Origin of the sequence: Sinorhizobium fredii (assembly GCF_002944405.1) — a bacterium.
Taxonomy (GTDB): domain Bacteria; phylum Pseudomonadota; class Alphaproteobacteria; order Rhizobiales; family Rhizobiaceae; genus Sinorhizobium; species Sinorhizobium fredii_C.
Window position 1 is genome coordinate 1,206,871 of the sequence record NZ_CP024307.1, and the last position, 19,268, is coordinate 1,226,138.

Genomic DNA, 19,268 nt, shown 5'->3' on the forward strand with positions numbered 1-19,268 from the left:
GCACCCGTGCAGGCCGTTGGAGGAGTTACCGAGCCATGCTGACCGATCATTTCCGCCCGCAGTCCTTTAACGGGATCGATGACATCGTCATCGTCGGCGGCGGCCTTGCCGGGCTTTTCTGCGCGCTGAAGCTGGCGCCGCGGCCCGTTACCATTCTTGCCGCCGCGCCGATCGGCCACGGCGCCTCCTCCGCCTGGGCACAAGGCGGCATTGCCGCGGCAATGAGCACGGGCGACACCGTCGAGAAACACGTCGCCGACACGGTCGCCGCCGGCGCCGGCATCGTCGACGAGAAGATGACACGGATGATGGTCGCCGAAGGCCCGGCGCGCATCCACGACCTGCTTGAATACGGCGTGCCCTTCGACCGGGATCTCGAGGGCAAGCTGATCCTGTCGCGCGAGGCTGCGCATTCCGAGCGGCGCATCGTGCGCGTCAAGGGCGACATGGCCGGCAAGGCGATCATGGAGGCGTTGATCGCCGCGGTGCGCAACACCCCGTCGATCCGCGTGATCGAAGGCTATGTGGTCGAGGAGCTGGTGCGCGAGGGCCGCTTCATCTCCGGCGTCGTGGCGCGGCCGGATGCCGGCCAGTCGAAGACACGCGTATCCTTTCCGGCGCGCGCCGTGGTGCTTTGCTCCGGCGGCGTCGGTCACCTTTACGCCGTCACCACCAATCCCTGGGAAGCCTGCGGCCAGGGCGTCGGCATGGCGGCACGGGCAGGCGCCATCATCGCCGATCCGGAATTCGTGCAGTTCCACCCCACCGCTATCAATATCGGCAAGGATCCGGCGCCGCTCGCGACCGAGGCTCTGCGCGGCGACGGTGCGATCCTCGTCAATTCGAAGGGCCGCCGCTTCATGCTCGATATCCATCCGGATGGCGAGCTCGCGCCGCGTGACGTCGTATCCCGCGGCGTCTTTGACGAAGTGAAGGCCGGGCGCGGCGCCTTTCTCGACTGCACCAAGGCGGTCGGCAGGGACTTCCCGGACCTGTTCCCGACCGTCTACGCTTCCTGCATGGCGGCCGGCATCGATCCGGTGACGCAACCGATCCCAGTCGCGCCGGCGGTCCATTACCACATGGGCGGCGTGCTGACGGATGGGGAGGGCCGCACCTCGATCGATGGCCTCTGGGCGGCCGGCGAGGTGACCTCGACCGGCGTCCATGGCGCCAATCGGCTTGCCTCCAACTCCCTGCTCGAGGCGGTCGTCTTCGCGGCCCGGATTGCCGAAAACATCAAGGGCACGCTCCCCGCACCGAAGCTCACGGAATGGGGCGACAATGCCGGCGAGAATGACGATCCGGTGACCGTTGAGGACAGCCCACCCTTCAGGCGGCTGCGCGGTCTGATGAGCGAGTGCGTCGGCGTGGTGCGCACGCGCGAAAGCCTGCTGCACGCGATCCGCGAGATCGCCGAACTGGAGCGGGTCAATACGCGGCTGCGCTTCGCCAATATCATCACCACGGCCAAGCTCATCGCGGTCGCCGCCCTGCAGCGGGCCGAAAGCCGCGGCGGCCATTTCCGCGCCGATTGCCCGGCCGAACGCCCGGAATGGCAGCGGCGCACCTATCTGACGCTCGCACAGGCGGAGCGCCTCGCCGCCGAGGCAGCCGAGACGGAGCCGGCTTGAGGCCGGCTGTCATTGCCGCAGAGACAACGACGAAATCGGAAAGAAGATCATGACCGTCGCCCTACGTCCGGAACTGCCCGCCCTTCTGGTCGAGGAGCAGGTGAAATCGGCGCTTCTCGAAGACCTCGGCCGAGCCGGCGACATTACCACTTTGGCGACAATCGGCCTCGATCTGACGGCGACGGCGAATATGAGCGTGCGCGAGGCGGGCGTCGTCGCCGGGCTGGAACTGGCGCGCACGGCCTTCCGCCTCGTCGATTCTTCGATCCGCTTCGAAGCGTTGGTTGAGGACGGCGATCGCGTCGCGCCGGGCACCACGTTCGCCCGGATCTCGGGCCGCGCCCGAGGCGTGCTTTCGGCGGAGCGGGTCGCGCTCAATTTCCTCATGCACCTCTCGGGGATTGCCAGCTACACGGCGAAGTTCGCCGACGAGATCGCTCACACGGCGGCCAAGGTCTGCTGCACCCGCAAGACCATTCCCGGCCTTCGCGCGTTGGAGAAATACGCCGTTCGCCTGGGCGGCGGCTCCAATCATCGCTACGGCCTCGATGACGCGGTGCTGATCAAGGACAACCATATCGCCGTCTCCGGCGGCGTCGCGGGCGCCATCCGCGCGGCCCGCGCCTATTGCGGCCACCTGGTCAAGGTCGAGGTCGAGGTAGACGGGCTGGCACAGATGCGCGAGGCACTGACGGCCGCGCCCGACGTCATCCTGCTCGACAACATGGGTCCGGACCTCCTGCGCGAGGCGGTGGCTCTCAATGCCGGACATTGGCGGCTGGATGCCGCCGCCTATCCCGGCGATCCGAGCCGGACGCGGCTGGAGGCATCTGGCAATGTCAGGATCGAGACGATCCGGGCAATCGCCGAGACCGGCGTCGATTACATCTCGACGTCGAAGGTCACCATGGCGGCGCCGACGCTCGACATCGGGCTGGACATTTCGATCTGACGTTGACGGCCAACGGGCTTCCCGGAATTGCCGCGGAACGAGATGGGCAACCGCGCGTTGCCCCTCAAACCGACAGCGAGGAAGGATCGATGATGACCAGGGTGATATTCGCGCTCGCCGCTACGGTGGGGCTGGCGGCCGCTGCCTCGGCGCAACAATCGTCGCAGACAGCGACGGCGGAATTCGTCGGCAAGGATGGCACGGATACCGGACGGGCCACGTTGACGTCCGGCGGCAAGGGTGTGCTGATCGAGATGGAAGTCAGCGGCCTTCCCAAGGATACATGGGTGGCGTTCCACGTTCACGAAATGGGACGATGTGACGTGGCGGACGGTTTCGAATCCGCCGGCAAGCATTTCGTCGACGGAAACGAGGGCGCCGAGCACGGCTTTCTTGCCGCACACGGGCCGCATGCCGGTGACATGCCCAACCAATATGTGAGTGCGGACGGTGTGCTGCGTGCGCAGATTTTCAACAGCTTCGTCTCCCTCGACGACAAGAGGACGGCGATTCGCGGCCGCGCTCTGGTTGTCCATGCACGCTCGGACGACAATCGCAGCCAGCCCGCCGGAGATGCCGGCGACCGGCTCGCCTGTGCCGTCATTAAATAGGAATTACCTTCCGCCGACCTTGAGGCCGGGCGCTGGGCGCTCGTCGAGAATCTGCCGGCGGAATCGAAAGAGCGCGGCCGGCCGGCCGCCGGTGGAGGCAAGGGTCCCTCCCGTCGGCTCGACGAGTTCCGCCCCCTCGACCAGCCGGCGGAAATTCTGCTTGTGCAGGTGCCGGCCGGAGATCGCCTCGACCGTCGCCTGAAGGTCGGTAAGGGTGAATTCCGGCGGCATCAACTCGAAGACCACCGGACGGTATTTGATCTTGCCCCGCAGCCGGGCGACAGCGGTCGCGACGATGCGGCGATGGTCGTGCTGCATCGCCAGCCCGGCGGCTGGCTTCTCCGACCCACGGCAATGGCCGTCGATCTCCGCCTCACGCACCAGGCCGGCTTCGTAGAGCAGTTCGTAGCGCTCCAGCACGCGCTCCTCGTCCCATGGGAAATCGTCGAGGCCGAAGGCCAGCCGCACCCGCGACCGGCGCTGCGCAGCCGCGGCCGATCTCTCGTCGCCGTCAGGTCCGGCCTCCCAGCGGGCGAGTGCAGGCAGGATCGTCTGGTCGAGTAGCTGAGGTCGTCCCTGTCGCCAGTCTTCCCAGGGCAGGTATCCGTACCAGTCCCGCCAATGGGCGCCGGCCTCCGCCAGTCTCTCGTTGTTTTCAGCATCGGTGCGTGTCAGCGCCAGATAGCCGACGGAGACCATGTGCTTGCCTTCTTCACCCGGCAGGCGCTGGCGACCGCGGTCGCCGAAGGTGTAGAGCTGCTCGATATAGCCGAGCTTGAGCGCCGTTCGCTTTTCGACGCGGTCGCGCAGGCTCGCCTCGAAGGTGCGGTGGCGGGCTGGATCGAAGGGACCGAAGGGCAGGCTGTCGCGTGCGTCGCCGTCCGTTTCGCTCACCGCGAGAATGCGCGGACTGCGATGGACGACGGCGACGATCACCGCGTTGAGGCCGATCTCGACGGTGTCCGGCACGCCCTCAGCCCGCATGACGGCGATTTTCCGGGAGGAGAGATAGCAGGAAGGGAGCATTGCCGTCGGCATCCGCGCCGCGGCCGATCGCCCGCACCGCGGCGACGAGCCTTCCTTTTCGCGACAGCGCATCGTCTCCGATCTCGATGATGCGTGCATTCGGCGTGGCGAAGGGCGAGGCGAGCCGCAGGCGTCGGGCCAGCGCGTCGTCGTCCTGGTCCGGCTCGACGGCGAGCGCCGCGATCAGCGCCGCGGCGGGCGAGCGCGAGACGCCCATCCAGCAATGGACGAGCAGCGGCCGCGAGCGGTCCCACTTGCGGGCGAAATCGATCATCTGTGCGACATGCATTTCCTGGGGCGCGATCAGTTCGCCCGTTCCCGCAAAGCTGATGTCGTTGACGCCGATCGTCAGATGCTTGTCTCGATCGATAATGCCGGGGCGGTGAAAATCCTGTCCCTTGGCCACCAGGCTCAGCATTTCGCGGCATCCGTGGCGGACAGCCATTTCGGCGATACGGCCGAGCGGAGAGACGATGATGCCTGCCATCTCAGGCCTCCTGGCTCAACTTGGCGCGCTCCGCCTCGAGAAACGTGAAGCGCTCGGCGAAAAGCCGTTGCGCATCGACCGCTGGCAGGGGGGTGATCAGCAGCGTCTCACGCGTGACCCCGCGCGGCTGGCCGAAGAACTTGCGCGCCTCCTCGGGCGAGAAGCCGGCAAGTTCGGTCGCCTCGAAATAGGCGGCGACGCGATCGGCCTTCTTGATCCGCTCCTTGAGCTCCTTGGGCGTATGCGGAGGCAGGCCGAAGCGCAGATGGACGGCGCTTTCGAGCCGTTTCTCCACCGCCTTGTATCCGCCGCCGACCACCGCCTTGAAGGGCGAGATCATGTCGCCGATCACATATTCGGGCGCATCATGAAGAAGCGCCATCAGGCAGTCGGCCGCGTTGCAACGGTTGGTGCGGCGAAAAATGTCTTCGACCATCAGGCTGTGCTGGGCGACGGAAAAGGCGTGGTCGCCAGTCGTTTGCCCGTTCCAACGAGCCACCCGCGCAAGGCCGTGGGCAATGTCGGAAAGCTCGACGTCGAGTGGCGAGGGATCGAGCAGATCGAGCCTCCGGCCGGAAAGCATCCGCTGCCACGCGCGTGCATTCATCATGCGCTCGCCTCGTCCGCCTCGGCGGGAAAGGCAAGGCCGGTCCAGCCGGGCAATGTCAAGCTAACCGGCACGTCACCGGCGAGAATGGTATCGCCCTTGGCGATGGCTTCGCCGGCCTTGTCGATGCGGACGATCGCCAGTCCCGCCTTGTCCTGGACGGTCCCAAGCAAGCCGATCGGGCGGCCGCCGATCGAAAGGCTGGTGCCCGTCGGCGGGAGGTCGGCTTGGCCGGAAACGATGACCACACGACGCCGCGCCGTGCCGCGATGCTGCATCCTCGAGACGACCTCCTGGCCGACATAGCAGCCCTTGCGGAAGGAGAGACCGCCGTTCAGATCCATCAGCACGTCATGCGGAAAGGCATCCTGCAGCGGGTAGTCCCGCTCCGAAACGGCGATACCAGCTTCGATCCGCAGCCGGTCGTATTCGGCGACGCTCGCCTCTGCTCCGGCGAGTTCGCGATAGAGGCGGAACACGGACATGCCTGCCTTCTCGAACCGGTGGTCCCGATAGCTGCCCTCGGGCCGTGCCTCCCCGAAGACGACAGTCACCGGGGAGGGTGAGAGGAGAGAGAGTTCCACTGCCGACCTCAGCTTGTACAGGGTCAGCCGCTTCAACAGCGCGTCAGCTTGGTCGCGGGACGTTTCCAACCGTAACCTCCCTTCATCGCGCGAGATCAGGAAGTCGAAAAAGATCTTGCCCTGCGGCGTCAGCAGCGCCCCCGGTCTCACTTCGTCTGCGGCCAGTGCGCCGATGTCGGTCGTCACCAGCCCCTGCAGCAACGCTTCAGCGTCCTTGCCGGAAACGCTGATCAGCGCGCGATCCTCGAGGCGAAGTTTGGGCATGGTTTCGAATCCCGTTCTCTTTGACGAAGAGGTAGGATTTCCGCTGCTGTAGGGCAAGCGCGCAAAGCGGGATGAGGAAAAGTGCGAAGCGGTTTTCCGCCCGCATACCGCGTCCGAATCTAAAAGCGGGATGAGGAAAAGTGCGAAGCGGTTTTCCGCCCGCATACCGCGTCCGAATTTAAAAGCGGGATGAGGAAAAGTGCGAAGCGGTTTTCCGCCCGCATCCCGCCTGAAGCCATTGAGAAACGGTCAATCGCCGGCGACGAAGAACTTCCACTGGCCGTCGGGAGCAATCCCGACGCGGTAAAAGTTGTAGTTGCCCAATTCTTCCATGCCGGCGAAATCGCCGGCGGTCACCAGCCGGAAGAGGTCGACCTTCTCCGGAGGGGTCAAGGAAGACAAGGGTTTTTCGGCGAAATAGGGCCAGACATAAGCTTCCTCCGGCGTGCCCTTGTCGGCAAGGACGAAGCCGGTCGACAGAACATCGAGCAGGATCGCAAGAATTTCGACACCGTCCTGGTCGCCGGACAAGCCCTTCAAAATTGCGATCGGATCTTCATCGCCGCCGCTGCCGCTGACCTGGGTTTGGGTCGGCCCTTTGCCGAGCAGCGGGCGCAGCCGCTCGATGTCGCCGGAGGCGGCTGCCTCGACGATCAGTTCGCGCATGCGGGCGACCGGTTCAGGAATTTTCGAAACATCGGACAAAACCTCGACCGGCTGGACCACTTCCGGCGCGGCATCCTTGGTCTCGGTCGCGGCCTTGTCGACCAGCGGATCCGGCATCGGAATTTCAAGCGGCTCTTCCGGTTCGGCTTCGGGCGTCTCGGCCGGTGCCGCGTTCTCCGCGCTGTCGCTCGGAGCGGTAGGGGGAGCGCCATTGAGCTCGCTTAAGGCGAATGCAGCCGGAGCCGCCATCGGGACGTAAGGAACGGCCCCCGCCAGCAACAGCATGACGAGGCGCACCGCTCTGGCACGGCCTGCAAGGATCCGGGTCATGGGCAGTCCTGATGCTATTGGATTGACCGCTGTGGCGAGAACTCTCCGGCGAGCATGCGCTCGCGAAGCGAATTCAGCATGGCCTCGGCGCCGTCTTCGCCATGCAGCCGAATGGTTTCCCGCATGGCCAGTGCTATCGCCGCGTCGGCAATGATTTCCGGCTCGATCCCATCCGCCATGCCGTCCGCCCAGGCTTCGTTCTGGTGTTCCAGAGCCGCCTGCATTTTCTCGTGAACGATCATGTCGTCGATGTCGGTCAGGCTTGGTTCCATCATTCGTTCCATGCGGCTTCCATCACGTGCAGTTGGTCAACCTAGCGCCTCTCCGCTGAACCGCAACTGAACGGGCAGACAGGCCGGCTACTTCTTACCACTCTCTTAACGGACTTTAGCAGCCTTTTCCCGAAACGACACGGGCCGGCGGAAAAAGAGGTTAATATCTCCCTAATTTCCAAAGCGCGCGACGATTTCGGAAGCGAGTGTTGCACCTTCGGCACGGTATCGCTCTTCGGCGAGCGTCGCGGGCTCCGTGCATGCCGTATAGACCGAGGCGAAGGTTCTGTACCCGCGGTTGAAAGCGGCGGTCATGCGCTCGCGCCGCTTCGGCTCGTCGGCAGTCTCCTTGTCGATCAATTCCTGCATAGAGCGTCGCCAGCTGTCTTCCGGCTGGTTGAGGCAGAGATTGCGCAGATAATGGACCGACCCGAGGATCTCCGCCAGACGGACGAGGCGCTGCTCATAGGGCGGCGGCTTGTCTTCGACCGGGGGCGGAGCAGCGGTTTGCGCGTCCTGAGGAGCAGGGGCTGCCTCCTGTGCGGCCGCCCCTGCCGCGATAGCGAGCGCGGTGCCGGCCAGGACAAGTCGGAAGATGAAGGACGCAATGATCATGGGTCCATCAAATCCGAATCGGCGCCGCTTGCAAGGGCGTCGCGGCCCGGGCGGATCGTCGGCCGAATGCCGGCTTTTTCCACACCCAGTTTTTCCACACAATGACGGACGCTCTCCGGAATGGGCAGGGCGAAGATCTCTTCCGGCGTGAACCAGCCGACGTCTGCCGCATCGTCGGCGGCAACGGCGTCGCAATCCGGATCGGCCTCGACCGTAAAGACGGAGAGCAGGAAATGCCGGCTCTCCGGGTGGCTCGGAACGAGGTCATAGGTCTCGAAAAGCACCGGCTCACGGCCGCAGATGCCGGTTTCCTCGGCGAGTTCGCGCAGGGCGGTTTCGGCAGGAGTCTCTCCGGGTTCTGCCCGGCCGCCCGGAAAGGCGTACATGTCGGCGGATGGCGGATTGGCTCGGCGGACGAGCAGATAGCGTCCGTTCCGTTCGATGATGGCGGAGGAGGCGAGCTGGGGCTGGCGTGTCATCGTCAGAGCTGTCTTCATATGTCGTTGACCCATCCTAGTTGAAATGCCACACCCATGTCATGTGTGGACGTTTTGCGCTGACGGCGAGCCCGGAAGAATTGCTGGAACTGTTTGGCCTGCTGAAGGTGGAAGACTTTCCGGCGAGGTTCAACATCGCGCCGACCCAGCCGATTCTCATCGTCGTTGCGTCCGAGCAGCCGGAGCCAGGCAGCAACCTGCCCGACCGCAAGGCCATGCTCGTCCGCTGGGGCTTCACGCCAGGCTGGGTGAAGGATCCGCGCAGCTTTCCCTTGCTCATCAATGCCCGCGCCGACACCGCGATGGAAAAGGCCGCCTTCCGCGCTGCGATGCGCCACCGCCGCATTCTGGTGCCAGCCTCCGGTTTCTATGAGTGGCATCGTCCACCGAAAGGGAGCCGTGAAGCCCCGCAGGCCTATTGGGTCCGGCCAAAGAAAGGCGGCATCGTCGCCTTCGCCGGTCTCATGGAGACCTGGTCGTCGGCCGATGGATCGGAGGTCGACACGGCCGCCATCCTCACCACCGGCGCGAACAAAACGATCCGGCACATCCACGATCGCATGCCCGTGGTGGTCCCGCCGGAGGAATTTTCCCGCTGGCTGGACTGCAGGACGCAGGAACCGCGCGACATGACCGACCTCATGAGTCCGGCGCCTGAGGATTTCTTCGAAGCGATTCCTATTTCCGACCGCGTCAACAAAGTCGCGAGTGCCGGACCCGATCTCCAGGAAGAAGTTAGGCCCGTCGTATCGCGCTCGGCGGTAAGAAATCCTGCCGACGATCGCGATGGAGACAATGGACAGCTGACGCTCTTTTAAAGCGCGCTCCGCCCTGGTAGGGAACGCTTGGCGGGTTTCTTACCGGCAGGTTTGGCTTTGGCCTGTAGCGCGGCGGCGAGTACGGCCTTGAGGCCGACCGGCCGGTATTTCGCCACGAGATCGGCTGCCGCTCGTTTGGAGCCGGGTGTCTTGGCGGGTTTCATTTTCAGGTTCTCCTTGATGCTTCCCTAGATCGGAAACGCTTCGTCTTCGGTTTTGTGCCCGAAAACGACGTTTCTCCTTGTTCCAAGGGAAACAAGCATCCGATGCCGCACGCAGGTGCAGCGCGAATCACGGTTCCCGCCCGATGATCCGGTCGAGCCAAATCGTGACAAATCCATGGCCGCGGTGTTGCGTTGATGCCCACCTTTGCTTGCATGTGGGCTGCCCCTTGACCGGCGCGATGCGACGCGCGATAAGGATCGCCATGAAAACGGTTATCTGCATTATTTGCCGGAAGATTATTCGCTAGCGATCCGCTGGCCTGGCCGTTTTCGTCTCCCGAAATCCAAGATGACAAACGTGCGGGCCGGCCCGGGCGTATAGTGTTACGGTTGCATGCAGTCTTGGAGAATTGGGATGGGCGGAGTGCCGACTTTGAAGCTGTACAACACGCTGACGCGGGAAAAGGCCGATTTCCGGCCGATCGATCCTCAAAACGTCCGCATGTATGTCTGCGGCCCGACCGTCTATGACTATGCCCATATCGGCAATGCGCGGCCGATCATCGTCTTCGACGTGCTGTTCCGATTGCTTCGCCATGTCTACGGCGAAAGCCATATCACCTATGCGCGCAATATCACGGACGTCGACGATAAGATCAATGCTCGCGCCCTGCGCGACTATCCCGGCCTGCCGCTGAACGAAGCGATCCGCCGCGTCACCGAGAAGACCGAGACGCAGTTCCTCGATGATGCCGCTGTGCTCGGCTGCCTCGATCCGACGGTTCAGCCGCGCGCCACCGAGAGCATTCCGCAGATGGTTGAGATCATCGAGAAGCTCCTCGCCAAGGGTCATGCCTATCTGGCCGAGGGCGAGGTGCTCTTCGACACGAAATCGATGCCGGATTATGGCCAGCTTTCCAGGCGCAATCTCGACGAGCAGCAGGCCGGTGCGCGCGTCGCAGTCGAGGCCCATAAGAAAAATCCTGGCGACTTCGTGCTCTGGAAGCTTTCGCAAGAGCATGAGCCTGGCTGGGACAGTCCCTGGGGGCGGGGCCGGCCCGGCTGGCACATCGAATGCTCGGCGATGAGCGGCCGCTATCTTGGCGACGTGTTCGACATTCACGGAGGCGGGCTCGACCTGATCTTTCCGCATCATGAGAACGAGATCGCCCAGTCGCGCTGCGCCCACGGCACGGACGTCATGGCCAATGTGTGGATGCACAACGGCTTCCTGCAGGTCGAAGGCCGCAAGATGTCGAAGTCCGAGGGCAATTTCGTCACCATCTACGAGCTCCTCCACACGGAGACGTTCGGCGGCCGCAAATGGCCGGGCGAAGTGCTGAGGCTCGCAATGCTGATGACGCACTACCGCGAGCCGATCGACTTCTCCATCAAGCGGCTGGAGGAAGCCGAGCACCTGCTCTCCAGATGGCCCGCGGCTGGTGAGGCGACGGGCGAGGCGGATACCTCGGTCGTGGCTGCATTGGCGGACGACCTCAACACCGTCGCGGCGATCCAGGCTCTGCATGCCCTGGCGCAGAAGGCGTCTGCGGATGCGCAATATCTCGGCGTCTTCGCCGCAAGCGCGGCGCTGATCGGCGTCCTACCGAAGGAGATCGAGCTCGATGAGGCGGTCGTGCAGGAGATCGACGGCCGTGTGCGAGCTCGGCTCGAACTCCTGAAGGCGAAGAACTATGCCGAAGCGGATGAGATCCGCGCCGATCTCCTGGCCCGCGGCGTCCAGCTCAAGGACGGGAAGGATCCGGAAACCGGGGAACGGGTGACCACCTGGGAAGTGAAACGATCGCAGGTCTGACCGTTGCCCGGCACCTGCGGACGAGGAGGAAGACATGGCTGACGATATCCATACCGGCGGATGCCAATGTGGTGCGGTCCGCTTCCGCGTCGAGGGCAAGCTCGGCGATGCCTCGGTTTGCCACTGCCGCATGTGCCAGAAGGCGAGCGGCAACTTCTATCTGCCGCTCGTTTCGGTGCGCGGGGCGAAAGTCGCCTGGACACGCGGGCAGCGCAGGCGCTTCCAATCGTCCAACGCGGTATGGCGCGGCTTCTGCGGCGATTGCGGCACGCCGCTCACCTTCGAGGCGCCGGACGGCATGGCGCTGGCGATTGCCGCATTTGACAGGCCCGAAGGCATCACGCCGACCATTCAGTGGGGTACAGAGGCGAAATTGCCCTATGTCGATCACGTGCCGACCCTTCCCGGCGAGGAGACGATGGCCGACCTCGACCAGGCTTCTTATCTGGCCGATCTTGTTTCCTATCAGCATCCCGATCACGACACCGAAATCTGGGCCCCGGAGGAGAGACGATGAGTGACGCCACGCGAAGTGGAGGCTGCCAGTGCGGTTCGGTCCGTTTCCGCATCCGCGGCGAACTCGGACGCCCGTCGATTTGTCATTGCCGGATGTGCCAGAAGCAGTTCGGTTCGTTCTTTTCAGCCTTGGTGACGGCGCCCAAGGACGGCGTCGAATGGACGCGCGACGAGCCGAGCTATTTTCAATCCTCCGTCAACATTGACCGCGGCTTCTGCCCGAAATGCGGGACGCCTCTCACCTATCGCCATCCCGGCGGCCTGGAAATCGCGATCGGCGCCTTTGACGACCGCTCCGATCTCGCGCCGAGGATCCAGGTCAACTACCAGGCCCGCCTGCCTTGGGTCGAAACCATCTTCGACCAGCCGGTCCATGATGATCAGGACTATTATTCGCGGCAGGAACAGATCATTTCCTTCCAGCATCCCGATCATGAGACGGACCAGTGGCCGCGGGCAGGGCACTGGGCATGATGATCCGGCGCATCTTCACCGGTGGCTGCCAATGCGGCCAGGTTCGTTACCGTGCCGAGGGCACGCTCGACGACCCGCATATCTGTCACTGCCGCATGTGCCAGAAGGCGGCTGGCAACTATTTCCTGCCGCTTGCCAATATCGCGCGCCAGGATTTCAGCATCACGCGCGGCCAGCCTTCCTGGTTCCGCACCTCCGACCTGGTGCGGCGCGGTTTCTGCCGCAATTGCGGGACGCCGCTGTTCTACGACATGCCGGACGCGGGCTTCCTGAACATCGCGCTGGGCTCGCTCGACGATCCCGACGACGTCCAGCCCATTTATCAGTCCGGCGTCGAGTCGCGCATGATGTGGTTTGCGCACCTGCCAAAACTTCCCGAAAGGGACACGGACGACGGCAGCGCAGAGGCCGTCGCGCGCCATCTGCGCGTGCTCGGATCGAACCGCCAGCACCCCGACTTCGACACCGTCCACTGGCCACCCGAGGAAGACCTGCTGTGAGTGCTGCGCTCAGAACTCTCTATCCGGAAATCGAGCCCTATGCCTCGGGTCATATCGAGGTCGGCGACGGCCATGTGATCTACTGGGAAAGGGTGGGCACGCCCGGCGCGAAGCCGGCCGTCTTCCTGCATGGCGGTCCCGGCGGTACGATTTCGCCGAACCATCGCCGCCTCTTCGATCCGGCGCTCTACGATGTCACGCTGTTCGACCAGCGCGGCTGCGGCAAGTCGACCCCGCATGCCGAGATCGAGGCCAATACCACCTGGCATCTCGTCGCCGATATCGAGCGGCTGCGGGAAATGGCCGGTGCCGAAAAATGGCTGGTCTTCGGCGGCTCCTGGGGTTCGACGCTGGCCCTCGCCTATGCCGAAAAGTTTCCCGAGCGCGTCTCCGAGCTGGTCGTCCGGGGCGTCTATATGCTCACTGGGGCCGAACTCGACTGGTACTATCAATTCGGCGTTTCGGAGATGTTTCCGGACAAGTGGGAACGCTTCATAGCCCCGATCCCGCCGGAAGAGCGGCACGAGATGATGCGCGCCTATCATCGCCGCCTGACGAGCGACGATCGCGCGACGCGGCTCGCCGCGGCCAAGGCCTGGAGCATCTGGGAAGGCGAGACGATCACGCTTCTGCCGGAGCCGGCGACCAGCAACCGCTTCGAGGAAGAGGAGTTTGCCGATGCCTTTGCGCGGATTGAGAACCATTTCTTCGTCAATGCCGGCTGGCTCGAGGAAGGCCAATTGCTGCGCCACGCCTATAGGCTCCACGGCATTCCCGGGGTGATCGTCCACGGCCGTTACGACATGCCGTGTCCGGCCAGATACGCCTGGCTGCTTCACAAGGCCTGGCCGGAGGCAGAATTCCATCTGATCGAGGGCGCGGGCCATGCCTATTCCGAGCCGGGCATTCTCGATCGCCTGATCCGCGCGACCGACAAATTCGCCGGGAAGACCGAATAGCGGGATGACCACGACCCGCAATGATTTCCAGACTCGCATTTTGGACCGAGCCATGACCAAGGAACGCATCTATCTCTTCGACACGACGCTTCGCGACGGGCAGCAGACGCCCGGCATCGACTTTTCCGTCGAGGACAAGATCGCCATTGCCGCCATGCTCGACGGATTCGGCATGGACTATGTCGAGGGCGGATATCCAGGGGCAAATCCGACCGACACGGAGTTCTTCACGAGAAAGCGCACGCAGCAGGCCGCCTTCGTCGCCTTCGGCATGACCAAGCGTGCGGGCGTCTCCGCCTCCAACGACCCGGGCCTCAATGCGCTGCTGGCGGCGAAAAGCGATGCCATCTGTCTCGTCGCCAAGAGCTGGGACTACCATGTCGAGGTGGCGCTCGGCTGTTCCAACGAGGAGAACATCGAGAATATCCGCGCCTCCGTCGATGCTGTGGTCGCCTCCGGCCGCGAGGCGATGGTCGACTGCGAGCATTTCTTCGACGGCTACAAAGCGAATCCGGCCTATGCGATCGCCTGTGCGAGAACGGCGCTGGAGGCCGGGGCGCGCTGGGTGGTGCTCTGCGACACCAATGGCGGCACGCAGCCGCCGGAAATCCGTGAGATCGTTTCGGCCGTGATCGCCGCGGGGGTGCCGGGCGCCAATCTCGGCATCCACGCCCACAACGATACCGGCCAGGCGGTGGCCAACTCGCTCGCCGCGGTCGAAACCGGCGTGCGGCAGATACAGGGCACGCTGAACGGCATCGGCGAGCGCTGCGGCAACGCCAATCTGGTGACGCTGATTGCGACGCTTGCGCTGAAGGAAACCTACTCGGATCGCTTCGAGACCGGCATCGATGCCGACAAGCTGCAGGAACTGACGACGCTTGCGCATGCCTTCGACGAGCTCCTCAACCGTTCGCCCGACCCGCAGGCGCCTTATGTCGGCGCTTCGGCCTTCGCCACCAAGGCGGGGATACACGCTTCGGCGCTCCTGAAGGACCCACGCACCTACGAGCATGTCGCGCCCGAGTCGGTCGGCAACCTGCGCAAGGTCATGGTCTCCGACCAGGGCGGCAAGGCGAACTTCATCAATGCGCTGAAGCGGCGCGGCATCACTGTCGCCAAGGACGATCCGCGGCTCGACAAGCTGATAGAAATCGTCAAGGAGCGCGAGGCGACGGGCTATGCCTATGAGGGCGCCGATGCGAGCTTTACGCTGCTCGCCAGCCGCATTCTCGGCACCGTGCCGGATTTCTTCCACGTCGAGAGCTTCCGGGTGATGGTCGAGCGCCGCTTCGATGCGAACGGCAATCTGAAGACCGTGTCGGAGGCCGTGGTCAAGGTCATCGTCGACGGGGAAGTGATGATGTCGGTCGCCGAGGGACACGGCCCCGTCAATGCACTCGACCTTGCTCTTCGCAAGGACCTCGGCAAATTCCAGTCCGAGATCGCCGATCTCGAACTCGCCGACTACAAGGTGCGTATCCTGAACGGCGGCACCGGGGCGGTCACCCGAGTGCTGATCGAATCGACGGACCGCACCGGTGCGCGCTGGTGGACCGTCGGCGTTTCCGACAACATCATCGACGCCTCCTTCCAGGCGCTGATGGACAGTATCGTCTACAAGCTGCTGAAGAACCGCGACCGGGTCGGGCTGATCGCGGCGGAATAGCGTCGCCCCACCTTCAATCGCGTTCACGCATCGGTTCACGGAAATGAATTGGTGCATCACTGTTCGTTGGAGTAGGACGCGGGAAGGAGAGACGGCCGATCTCCGCTGTTGCTTGGTCGTCGATTGGCACCGGAGTCGCATTGCTCCGGTCGAGTTTTCAGGATCAGGATCATGGCAGAGCCGAATGCGAAGCAGCCCGCCGAGAATACCGATTCCGCGAGAGGCTTCGCCTTCGCGCTGACGGCCTATCTGCTCTGGGGTTTTCTTCCCTTCTTCATGAAGGCGGTAGCGCACATCCCTGCGCCCGAAGTCGTCGCCCACCGCATCGTCTGGTCGGTGCCGCTCGCCGGCCTCGTGCTTCTGTGGCTTGGCCGCACGCAGGAGATCAAAACTGCGCTACGCTCGCCGCGCATGCTCAAAATGGCGACGCTGACGGCCGCCCTCATCACCGTCAACTGGGGCATCTATGTCTGGGCGATCGGTGCCGGCCGGGCGATCGAGACGGCACTCGGCTATTACATCAACCCGCTGTTTTCGATTTTCCTTGGTGCGCTGCTGCTCAAGGAACGTCCGAATCCGGCGCAGATGGTGGCGATCGGGCTCGCCGCGCTTGCGGTCGCCGTGCTCGCCTTCGACGCCGGCGGCCTGCCCTGGGTGTCGATCGGACTCTGCATCTCCTGGGGCTTCTACGCCTTCTTCCGCAAGACGCTGCCAATCGGACCGAACCAGGGCTTCTTCCTCGAAGTGCTGCTGCTCAGCATCCCGGCGGTCGGCTACATCATCTGGCTCGAGGCGACAGGGCAGGGGCATTTCGGCGATACGACCATGGCCGACGTCGTCCTCTTGCTGTCCTGCGGTCTGGTCACCGCCGTGCCCCTGATGATCTATGCCAATGGTGCCAAGCTCCTCAGGCTCTCGACCATCGGCATCATGCAATATATCGCCCCGACGATGATCTTCGTGATCGCCGTCTTCGTGTTCCACGAACCCTTCGGCGTTGCGAAGATCATCGCCTTTGCGCTGATCTGGGCGGCCCTCTTCATCTATTCGGGAGCGATGCTGGCCGAAAGCAGGGCGCGTCGCGCCGCACAGCCGACCCCGGCGGAATAGCTCAGAGTCTGGAGATGATCTCGCTTTCCCCCTCGCGACCGTTCGCGGCGGCGGTGGCCAGGATGCCGGGCACGATGTCTGCGACCCGATCGATCACCAGCGGCTGAACCAGGTGGGCCGTGTGGACGAAGCCCTGCTCGCGCATGTGCGTCAGCAGTTCGAGCATCGGCGCCCAGAAGCCGTTGATATTGCCGAACACCATCGGCTTGCGGTGGCGGCCGAGCTGTGCCCAGGTCATGATCTCGACGATCTCCTCGAGCGTGCCGATGCCGCCGGGCAGCGCTATGAAGGCGTCGGCGCGCTCGAACATCGTGTGCTTGCGCTCGTGCATGTCCCCGGTGACGATCAGCTCGTTGAGCTGGCCGAGCGAGTGGCGAGTCGCCTCCTTGTCCATCAGGAACTCGGGAATGATGCCGGTGACGTGACCCCCGGCCGAAAGTACGCCGCTCGCCACGGCACCCATGATGCCGCGCGTGCCGCCGCCATAGACGAGCTGCAGGCCGTGATCGGCAATCGATTTGCCAAGAAGGCGCCCCGCCTCGATATGTGCGGGATCGCGTCCAGGCTGCGAACCGCAATAGACGCAGACGGATCGAATCGGGGTAGGCTGGTTGCTCATGGGGGCAAAAAGACATTGCAGCGCAGCACCGGTCAAGAAAAATGCGCGAAAACTTTTCGCGCAGTTTCTCGCGGGCGCAGTCGAAGCTTGTGCTTAACTACAGGAAACGTTAGCAATTTCAGCATTACATTGAAGAATTCGGACGTGCGCCCGCCGTTGCGCTATAATATGTCAATGGCTTGCGCTTCGTAAGTCGACGAAGGGGCATGTGCGGAGCAGCGCTCCGCTCCCGTGGAGAGTGGCATGATCAAGAACAAGGCCAGCTGGGTGGCCCTCGGTGTGCTGGCGATTGCGACCGCCTTGATGGTTTTCGTGGTCCAACCGAACCTCGATTTGAACGACGATGACAAGGATCAGGCCGCGCTACCGGCGGCTACCGGAACGGAGATCGCAGGGGTTGCGCCCGCCGCCAAGATTGACGGCGCCCCGGGCGCGGCACGAGACGCGACCAAGGAACAGGTGGCCGCCACCGCCGGCGGCACTGCTCCCGGTGCTGCCGATTTGACCGTTCCGGGCTTCGATCTTCTCCGTGTTGAGCCCGACGGGTCGACCGTCGTCGCGGGCCGCGCCCAGCCGGGCACGAAGCTCGAAATTCTGAGCGGCAACACCGTTGTCGGTACGGCCGATGTCAACGCCGCCGGGGATTTCGCCGCAGTCTTCGATAATCCGCTCGCTGCAGGTGACCACCAGTTGACGCTTCGAAGCGTCGGCACAGGCGGCGCCAGCAAGATCTCGGAAGAGGTTGCAACCGTTTCCGTGCCGAAGGAGCCGGGCGGACAGTTGCTGGCGATGGTATCGAAACCGGGTGAGGCGAGCCGGCTGATCACCACGCCGACGGCCGAAGCCAAGCCGACCGAGACTGCCGCCGCGCCCGCCACGCAGAACGGCGCGACGGAGGCGGTGCCGGCGACGCCGGCCCCTTCCAATACCGTGCCGGGGCTGCAGGTGACGGCCGTGGAGATCGAGGGCAGGAAGATGTTCGTTGCCGGCAACGCGAAGCCCGGAGCGCTGGTACGCATCTACGCCGACGACACGCTCGTCGGCGAGATGAAGGCAGATGACAAGGGGCATTTCGTCGTCGACGGTTTGGTCGATCTCGCCGTCGGCAGTCACATCATCCGTGCGGATATGATGAGCGAGGACGCCACCAAGGTGGCGATGCGCGCCTCGGTCCCCTTCGACAGGCCGTCCGGCACGCAGGTTGCCGCGATCGCCGGTTCCTCCTCGGAACACGCCGCCCCAGGTCTCGATGGCCTGAGGACGGAGGCAGGCAAGGCGCTCACCCTGCTGAAGGGGCTCTTCGCCGATGGCAAGCAGCCCTCCGCCGAGCAACTCGCCGCTGCTCGTTCGGCCACCGAATTTGCGCTGAAGTCGCTCTCCGAATTCAAGCCGGCCGACAGTGCGGACGCGGCCCAGACAGCGGCGGCGGCCGAGGCTTCGAAGGCAGCCGCCGAGGCCCTGAAGCTTCTGCGCAACTCGCCGCAGGACCCGGCAGGCATCGTCGCGACGCTTGGCAAGGTCGAGGGCGTCATCGGACCTGCCCTGCCGCAACGGGCGGCTGGGACCGGACTCGTGGCTGCCGCCAAGCCCCAGGCGGCGGCGAGTGACGCGGTGGAGCCGGCGAAGCCCGAGAGCGCGGCGAAGGCCGCAACTCCGCCGGCCAGCGAGCAGGTCGCCGCGTCCTCACCGGCTGAGGCGCAGCCCGCGACGATCGAGCAGCCGCCGCTCAAGGAAAGCAAGGAATCGGTGATCATCCGCCGCGGCGACACGCTCTGGCAGATTTCGCGCCGCGTCTATGGCGCGGGGGTTCGCTACACGACGATCTATCTCGCCAACCGCGAACAGATCGACAATCCCGATCTGATCCGCCCCGGACAGGTGTTCGGGGTGCCCAATGAGGCGCTCTCCGACGACGAGTCGCGCGAGATCCATCGCAAGCGCGTGAGGCGCGAATAATAATCCGTCTTCCAACCGCAGTTCCATTGCGATCGTGCGGGGGTGGACCTATCTGTAAGGAAGGCGGCGTCTTCAAGGACGCCGCTTTTCATTGATCGGTCAGGGTCGCGGACGAGCTCGCG

The 19,268-nt window shown here is 64.2% G+C and carries 22 protein-coding genes; 12 read left to right on the forward strand and 10 right to left on the reverse strand.

Features of this window, described 5'->3' with window-relative positions; translation table 11 throughout:
• Positions 1-35: 35 nt before the first annotated feature.
• The 3 genes from NXT3_RS05810 to NXT3_RS05820 all read left to right on the forward strand — a co-directional run bounded on the left by NXT3_RS05810 (position 36) and on the right by NXT3_RS05820 (position 3,197).
• Positions 36-1,634: an L-aspartate oxidase gene (locus NXT3_RS05810; protein ID WP_097526529.1), complete on the forward strand. Its 1,599-nt coding sequence runs from the start codon at positions 36-38 to the stop codon at positions 1,632-1,634.
• Between the two features lie 49 nt (positions 1,635-1,683).
• Positions 1,684-2,586 carry a carboxylating nicotinate-nucleotide diphosphorylase gene (nadC, locus tag NXT3_RS05815; protein WP_097539368.1) on the forward strand — a complete coding sequence of 301 codons (903 nt, stop codon included), beginning with the start codon at positions 1,684-1,686 and terminating at the stop codon, positions 2,584-2,586.
• Between the two features lie 89 nt (positions 2,587-2,675).
• Positions 2,676-3,197 carry a superoxide dismutase family protein gene (locus tag NXT3_RS05820; protein WP_104838949.1) on the forward strand — a complete coding sequence of 174 codons (522 nt, stop codon included), beginning with the start codon at positions 2,676-2,678 and terminating at the stop codon, positions 3,195-3,197.
• Between the two features lie 3 nt (positions 3,198-3,200).
• On the opposite strand, the gene NXT3_RS05825 is transcribed toward NXT3_RS05820, so the two are convergent.
• The 8 genes from NXT3_RS05825 to NXT3_RS05860 all read right to left on the reverse strand — a co-directional run bounded on the left by NXT3_RS05825 (position 3,201) and on the right by NXT3_RS05860 (position 8,527).
• Positions 3,201-4,181, reverse strand: coding sequence for an NUDIX hydrolase (locus tag NXT3_RS05825; RefSeq protein ID WP_095677923.1), 981 nt, complete (start codon positions 4,179-4,181; stop codon positions 3,201-3,203).
• On the reverse strand, positions 4,171-4,710 hold the full coding sequence (locus NXT3_RS05830) for a tyrosine phosphatase family protein (protein ID WP_104838950.1): 540 nt from the start codon (positions 4,708-4,710) through the stop codon (positions 4,171-4,173). Before NXT3_RS05830 ends, NXT3_RS05825 begins: the two co-directional genes overlap by 11 nt.
• 1 nt (position 4,711) lies before the next feature.
• A complete protein-coding gene (locus tag NXT3_RS05835; RefSeq protein WP_037413790.1) occupies positions 4,712-5,320 on the reverse strand; it encodes a YfbR-like 5'-deoxynucleotidase in 609 nt (202 codons plus the stop codon).
• Positions 5,317-6,165 carry a CAF17-like 4Fe-4S cluster assembly/insertion protein YgfZ gene (locus NXT3_RS05840; protein WP_104838951.1) on the reverse strand — a complete coding sequence of 283 codons (849 nt, stop codon included), beginning with the start codon at positions 6,163-6,165 and terminating at the stop codon, positions 5,317-5,319. The genes NXT3_RS05835 and NXT3_RS05840 overlap by 4 nt, the downstream gene beginning before the upstream one ends.
• Before the next feature lie 249 nt (positions 6,166-6,414).
• Positions 6,415-7,161 (reverse strand): hypothetical protein, encoded by a 747-nt coding sequence (locus tag NXT3_RS05845; RefSeq protein WP_037413795.1) that lies wholly within the window; start codon positions 7,159-7,161, stop codon positions 6,415-6,417.
• Positions 7,162-7,175: 14 nt separating this feature from the next.
• Entirely contained in the window at positions 7,176-7,445 is a 270-nt protein-coding gene (locus NXT3_RS05850; RefSeq protein WP_018239227.1) for a hypothetical protein, read from the reverse strand.
• A gap of 159 nt (positions 7,446-7,604) precedes the next feature.
• A complete protein-coding gene (locus NXT3_RS05855; RefSeq protein WP_037413797.1) occupies positions 7,605-8,048 on the reverse strand; it encodes a TIGR02301 family protein in 444 nt (147 codons plus the stop codon).
• The gene (locus NXT3_RS05860) at positions 8,045-8,527 is read right to left on the reverse strand and encodes an NUDIX hydrolase (RefSeq protein ID WP_097526523.1); all 483 of its coding nucleotides are present in this window, start codon (positions 8,525-8,527) and stop codon (positions 8,045-8,047) included. Before NXT3_RS05860 ends, NXT3_RS05855 begins: the two co-directional genes overlap by 4 nt.
• 59 nt (positions 8,528-8,586) lie before the next feature.
• On the opposite strand from NXT3_RS05860, the gene NXT3_RS05865 reads away from it, so the two are divergent.
• On the forward strand, positions 8,587-9,363 hold the full coding sequence (locus tag NXT3_RS05865) for an SOS response-associated peptidase (RefSeq protein ID WP_097526522.1): 777 nt from the start codon (positions 8,587-8,589) through the stop codon (positions 9,361-9,363).
• Here NXT3_RS05865 and NXT3_RS31905 read toward each other — a convergent pair.
• Positions 9,360-9,527 carry a hypothetical protein gene (locus NXT3_RS31905; protein ID WP_176536611.1) on the reverse strand — a complete coding sequence of 56 codons (168 nt, stop codon included), beginning with the start codon at positions 9,525-9,527 and terminating at the stop codon, positions 9,360-9,362. The two genes, NXT3_RS05865 and NXT3_RS31905, sit on opposite strands and share 4 nt — an antisense overlap.
• Positions 9,528-9,942: 415 nt before the next feature.
• On the opposite strand from NXT3_RS31905, the gene cysS reads away from it, so the two are divergent.
• From cysS to rarD, 7 genes are all read left to right on the forward strand, one after another.
• A complete protein-coding gene (cysS, locus tag NXT3_RS05870) occupies positions 9,943-11,343 on the forward strand; it encodes a cysteine--tRNA ligase (protein ID WP_104838952.1) in 1,401 nt (466 codons plus the stop codon).
• Between the two features lie 34 nt (positions 11,344-11,377).
• Complete coding sequence (locus NXT3_RS05875; protein ID WP_037413806.1) at positions 11,378-11,860, forward strand: GFA family protein; 483 nt, start codon at positions 11,378-11,380, stop codon at positions 11,858-11,860.
• Positions 11,857-12,333, forward strand: a complete 477-nt coding sequence (locus tag NXT3_RS05880) for a GFA family protein (protein ID WP_037413809.1) — start codon at positions 11,857-11,859, stop codon at positions 12,331-12,333. The genes NXT3_RS05875 and NXT3_RS05880 overlap by 4 nt, the downstream gene beginning before the upstream one ends.
• Positions 12,333-12,833: a GFA family protein gene (locus NXT3_RS05885; RefSeq protein WP_104839944.1), complete on the forward strand. Its 501-nt coding sequence runs from the start codon at positions 12,333-12,335 to the stop codon at positions 12,831-12,833. Before NXT3_RS05880 ends, NXT3_RS05885 begins: the two co-directional genes overlap by 1 nt.
• Positions 12,830-13,792, forward strand: a complete 963-nt coding sequence (gene pip, locus NXT3_RS05890; RefSeq protein ID WP_104838953.1) for a prolyl aminopeptidase — start codon at positions 12,830-12,832, stop codon at positions 13,790-13,792. The genes NXT3_RS05885 and pip overlap by 4 nt, the downstream gene beginning before the upstream one ends.
• A 52-nt stretch (positions 13,793-13,844) precedes the next feature.
• Complete coding sequence (gene cimA / locus NXT3_RS05895) at positions 13,845-15,461, forward strand: citramalate synthase (protein WP_037413819.1); 1,617 nt, start codon at positions 13,845-13,847, stop codon at positions 15,459-15,461.
• A gap of 171 nt (positions 15,462-15,632) precedes the next feature.
• Positions 15,633-16,571 carry an EamA family transporter RarD gene (rarD, locus tag NXT3_RS05900; protein ID WP_037413811.1) on the forward strand — a complete coding sequence of 313 codons (939 nt, stop codon included), beginning with the start codon at positions 15,633-15,635 and terminating at the stop codon, positions 16,569-16,571.
• Between the two features lies 1 nt (position 16,572).
• Here rarD and NXT3_RS05905 read toward each other — a convergent pair whose 3' ends face one another.
• The gene (locus NXT3_RS05905) at positions 16,573-17,190 is read right to left on the reverse strand and encodes an LOG family protein (protein WP_037413812.1); all 618 of its coding nucleotides are present in this window, start codon (positions 17,188-17,190) and stop codon (positions 16,573-16,575) included.
• 243 nt (positions 17,191-17,433) lie between these two features.
• On the opposite strand from NXT3_RS05905, the gene NXT3_RS05910 reads away from it, so the two are divergent.
• The gene (locus NXT3_RS05910; protein ID WP_104838954.1) at positions 17,434-19,146 is read left to right on the forward strand and encodes a LysM peptidoglycan-binding domain-containing protein; all 1,713 of its coding nucleotides are present in this window, start codon (positions 17,434-17,436) and stop codon (positions 19,144-19,146) included.
• Positions 19,147-19,268: the final 122 nt, after the last annotated feature.

Coding starts and splice junctions, on each gene's coding strand:
- NXT3_RS05810 (WP_097526529.1), top strand. CDS start 36: ATGCTGACCGATCATTTCCGCCCGCAGTCCTTTAACGGGATCGATGAC.
- nadC (WP_097539368.1), top strand. CDS start 1,684: ATGACCGTCGCCCTACGTCCGGAACTGCCCGCCCTTCTGGTCGAGGAG.
- NXT3_RS05820 (WP_104838949.1), top strand. CDS start 2,676: ATGATGACCAGGGTGATATTCGCGCTCGCCGCTACGGTGGGGCTGGCG.
- NXT3_RS05825 (WP_095677923.1), bottom strand. CDS start 4,181: ATGCGGGCTGAGGGCGTGCCGGACACCGTCGAGATCGGCCTCAACGCG.
- NXT3_RS05830 (WP_104838950.1), bottom strand. CDS start 4,710: ATGGCAGGCATCATCGTCTCTCCGCTCGGCCGTATCGCCGAAATGGCT.
- NXT3_RS05835 (WP_037413790.1), bottom strand. CDS start 5,320: ATGATGAATGCACGCGCGTGGCAGCGGATGCTTTCCGGCCGGAGGCTC.
- NXT3_RS05840 (WP_104838951.1), bottom strand. CDS start 6,165: ATGCCCAAACTTCGCCTCGAGGATCGCGCGCTGATCAGCGTTTCCGGC.
- NXT3_RS05845 (WP_037413795.1), bottom strand. CDS start 7,161: ATGACCCGGATCCTTGCAGGCCGTGCCAGAGCGGTGCGCCTCGTCATG.
- NXT3_RS05850 (WP_018239227.1), bottom strand. CDS start 7,445: ATGGAACGAATGATGGAACCAAGCCTGACCGACATCGACGACATGATC.
- NXT3_RS05855 (WP_037413797.1), bottom strand. CDS start 8,048: ATGATCATTGCGTCCTTCATCTTCCGACTTGTCCTGGCCGGCACCGCG.
- NXT3_RS05860 (WP_097526523.1), bottom strand. CDS start 8,527: ATGACACGCCAGCCCCAGCTCGCCTCCTCCGCCATCATCGAACGGAAC.
- NXT3_RS05865 (WP_097526522.1), top strand. CDS start 8,587: ATGTGTGGACGTTTTGCGCTGACGGCGAGCCCGGAAGAATTGCTGGAA.
- NXT3_RS31905 (WP_176536611.1), bottom strand. CDS start 9,527: ATGAAACCCGCCAAGACACCCGGCTCCAAACGAGCGGCAGCCGATCTC.
- cysS (WP_104838952.1), top strand. CDS start 9,943: ATGGGCGGAGTGCCGACTTTGAAGCTGTACAACACGCTGACGCGGGAA.
- NXT3_RS05875 (WP_037413806.1), top strand. CDS start 11,378: ATGGCTGACGATATCCATACCGGCGGATGCCAATGTGGTGCGGTCCGC.
- NXT3_RS05880 (WP_037413809.1), top strand. CDS start 11,857: ATGAGTGACGCCACGCGAAGTGGAGGCTGCCAGTGCGGTTCGGTCCGT.
- NXT3_RS05885 (WP_104839944.1), top strand. CDS start 12,333: ATGATCCGGCGCATCTTCACCGGTGGCTGCCAATGCGGCCAGGTTCGT.
- cimA (WP_037413819.1), top strand. CDS start 13,845: ATGACCAAGGAACGCATCTATCTCTTCGACACGACGCTTCGCGACGGG.
- rarD (WP_037413811.1), top strand. CDS start 15,633: ATGGCAGAGCCGAATGCGAAGCAGCCCGCCGAGAATACCGATTCCGCG.
- NXT3_RS05905 (WP_037413812.1), bottom strand. CDS start 17,190: ATGAGCAACCAGCCTACCCCGATTCGATCCGTCTGCGTCTATTGCGGT.
- NXT3_RS05910 (WP_104838954.1), top strand. CDS start 17,434: ATGATCAAGAACAAGGCCAGCTGGGTGGCCCTCGGTGTGCTGGCGATT.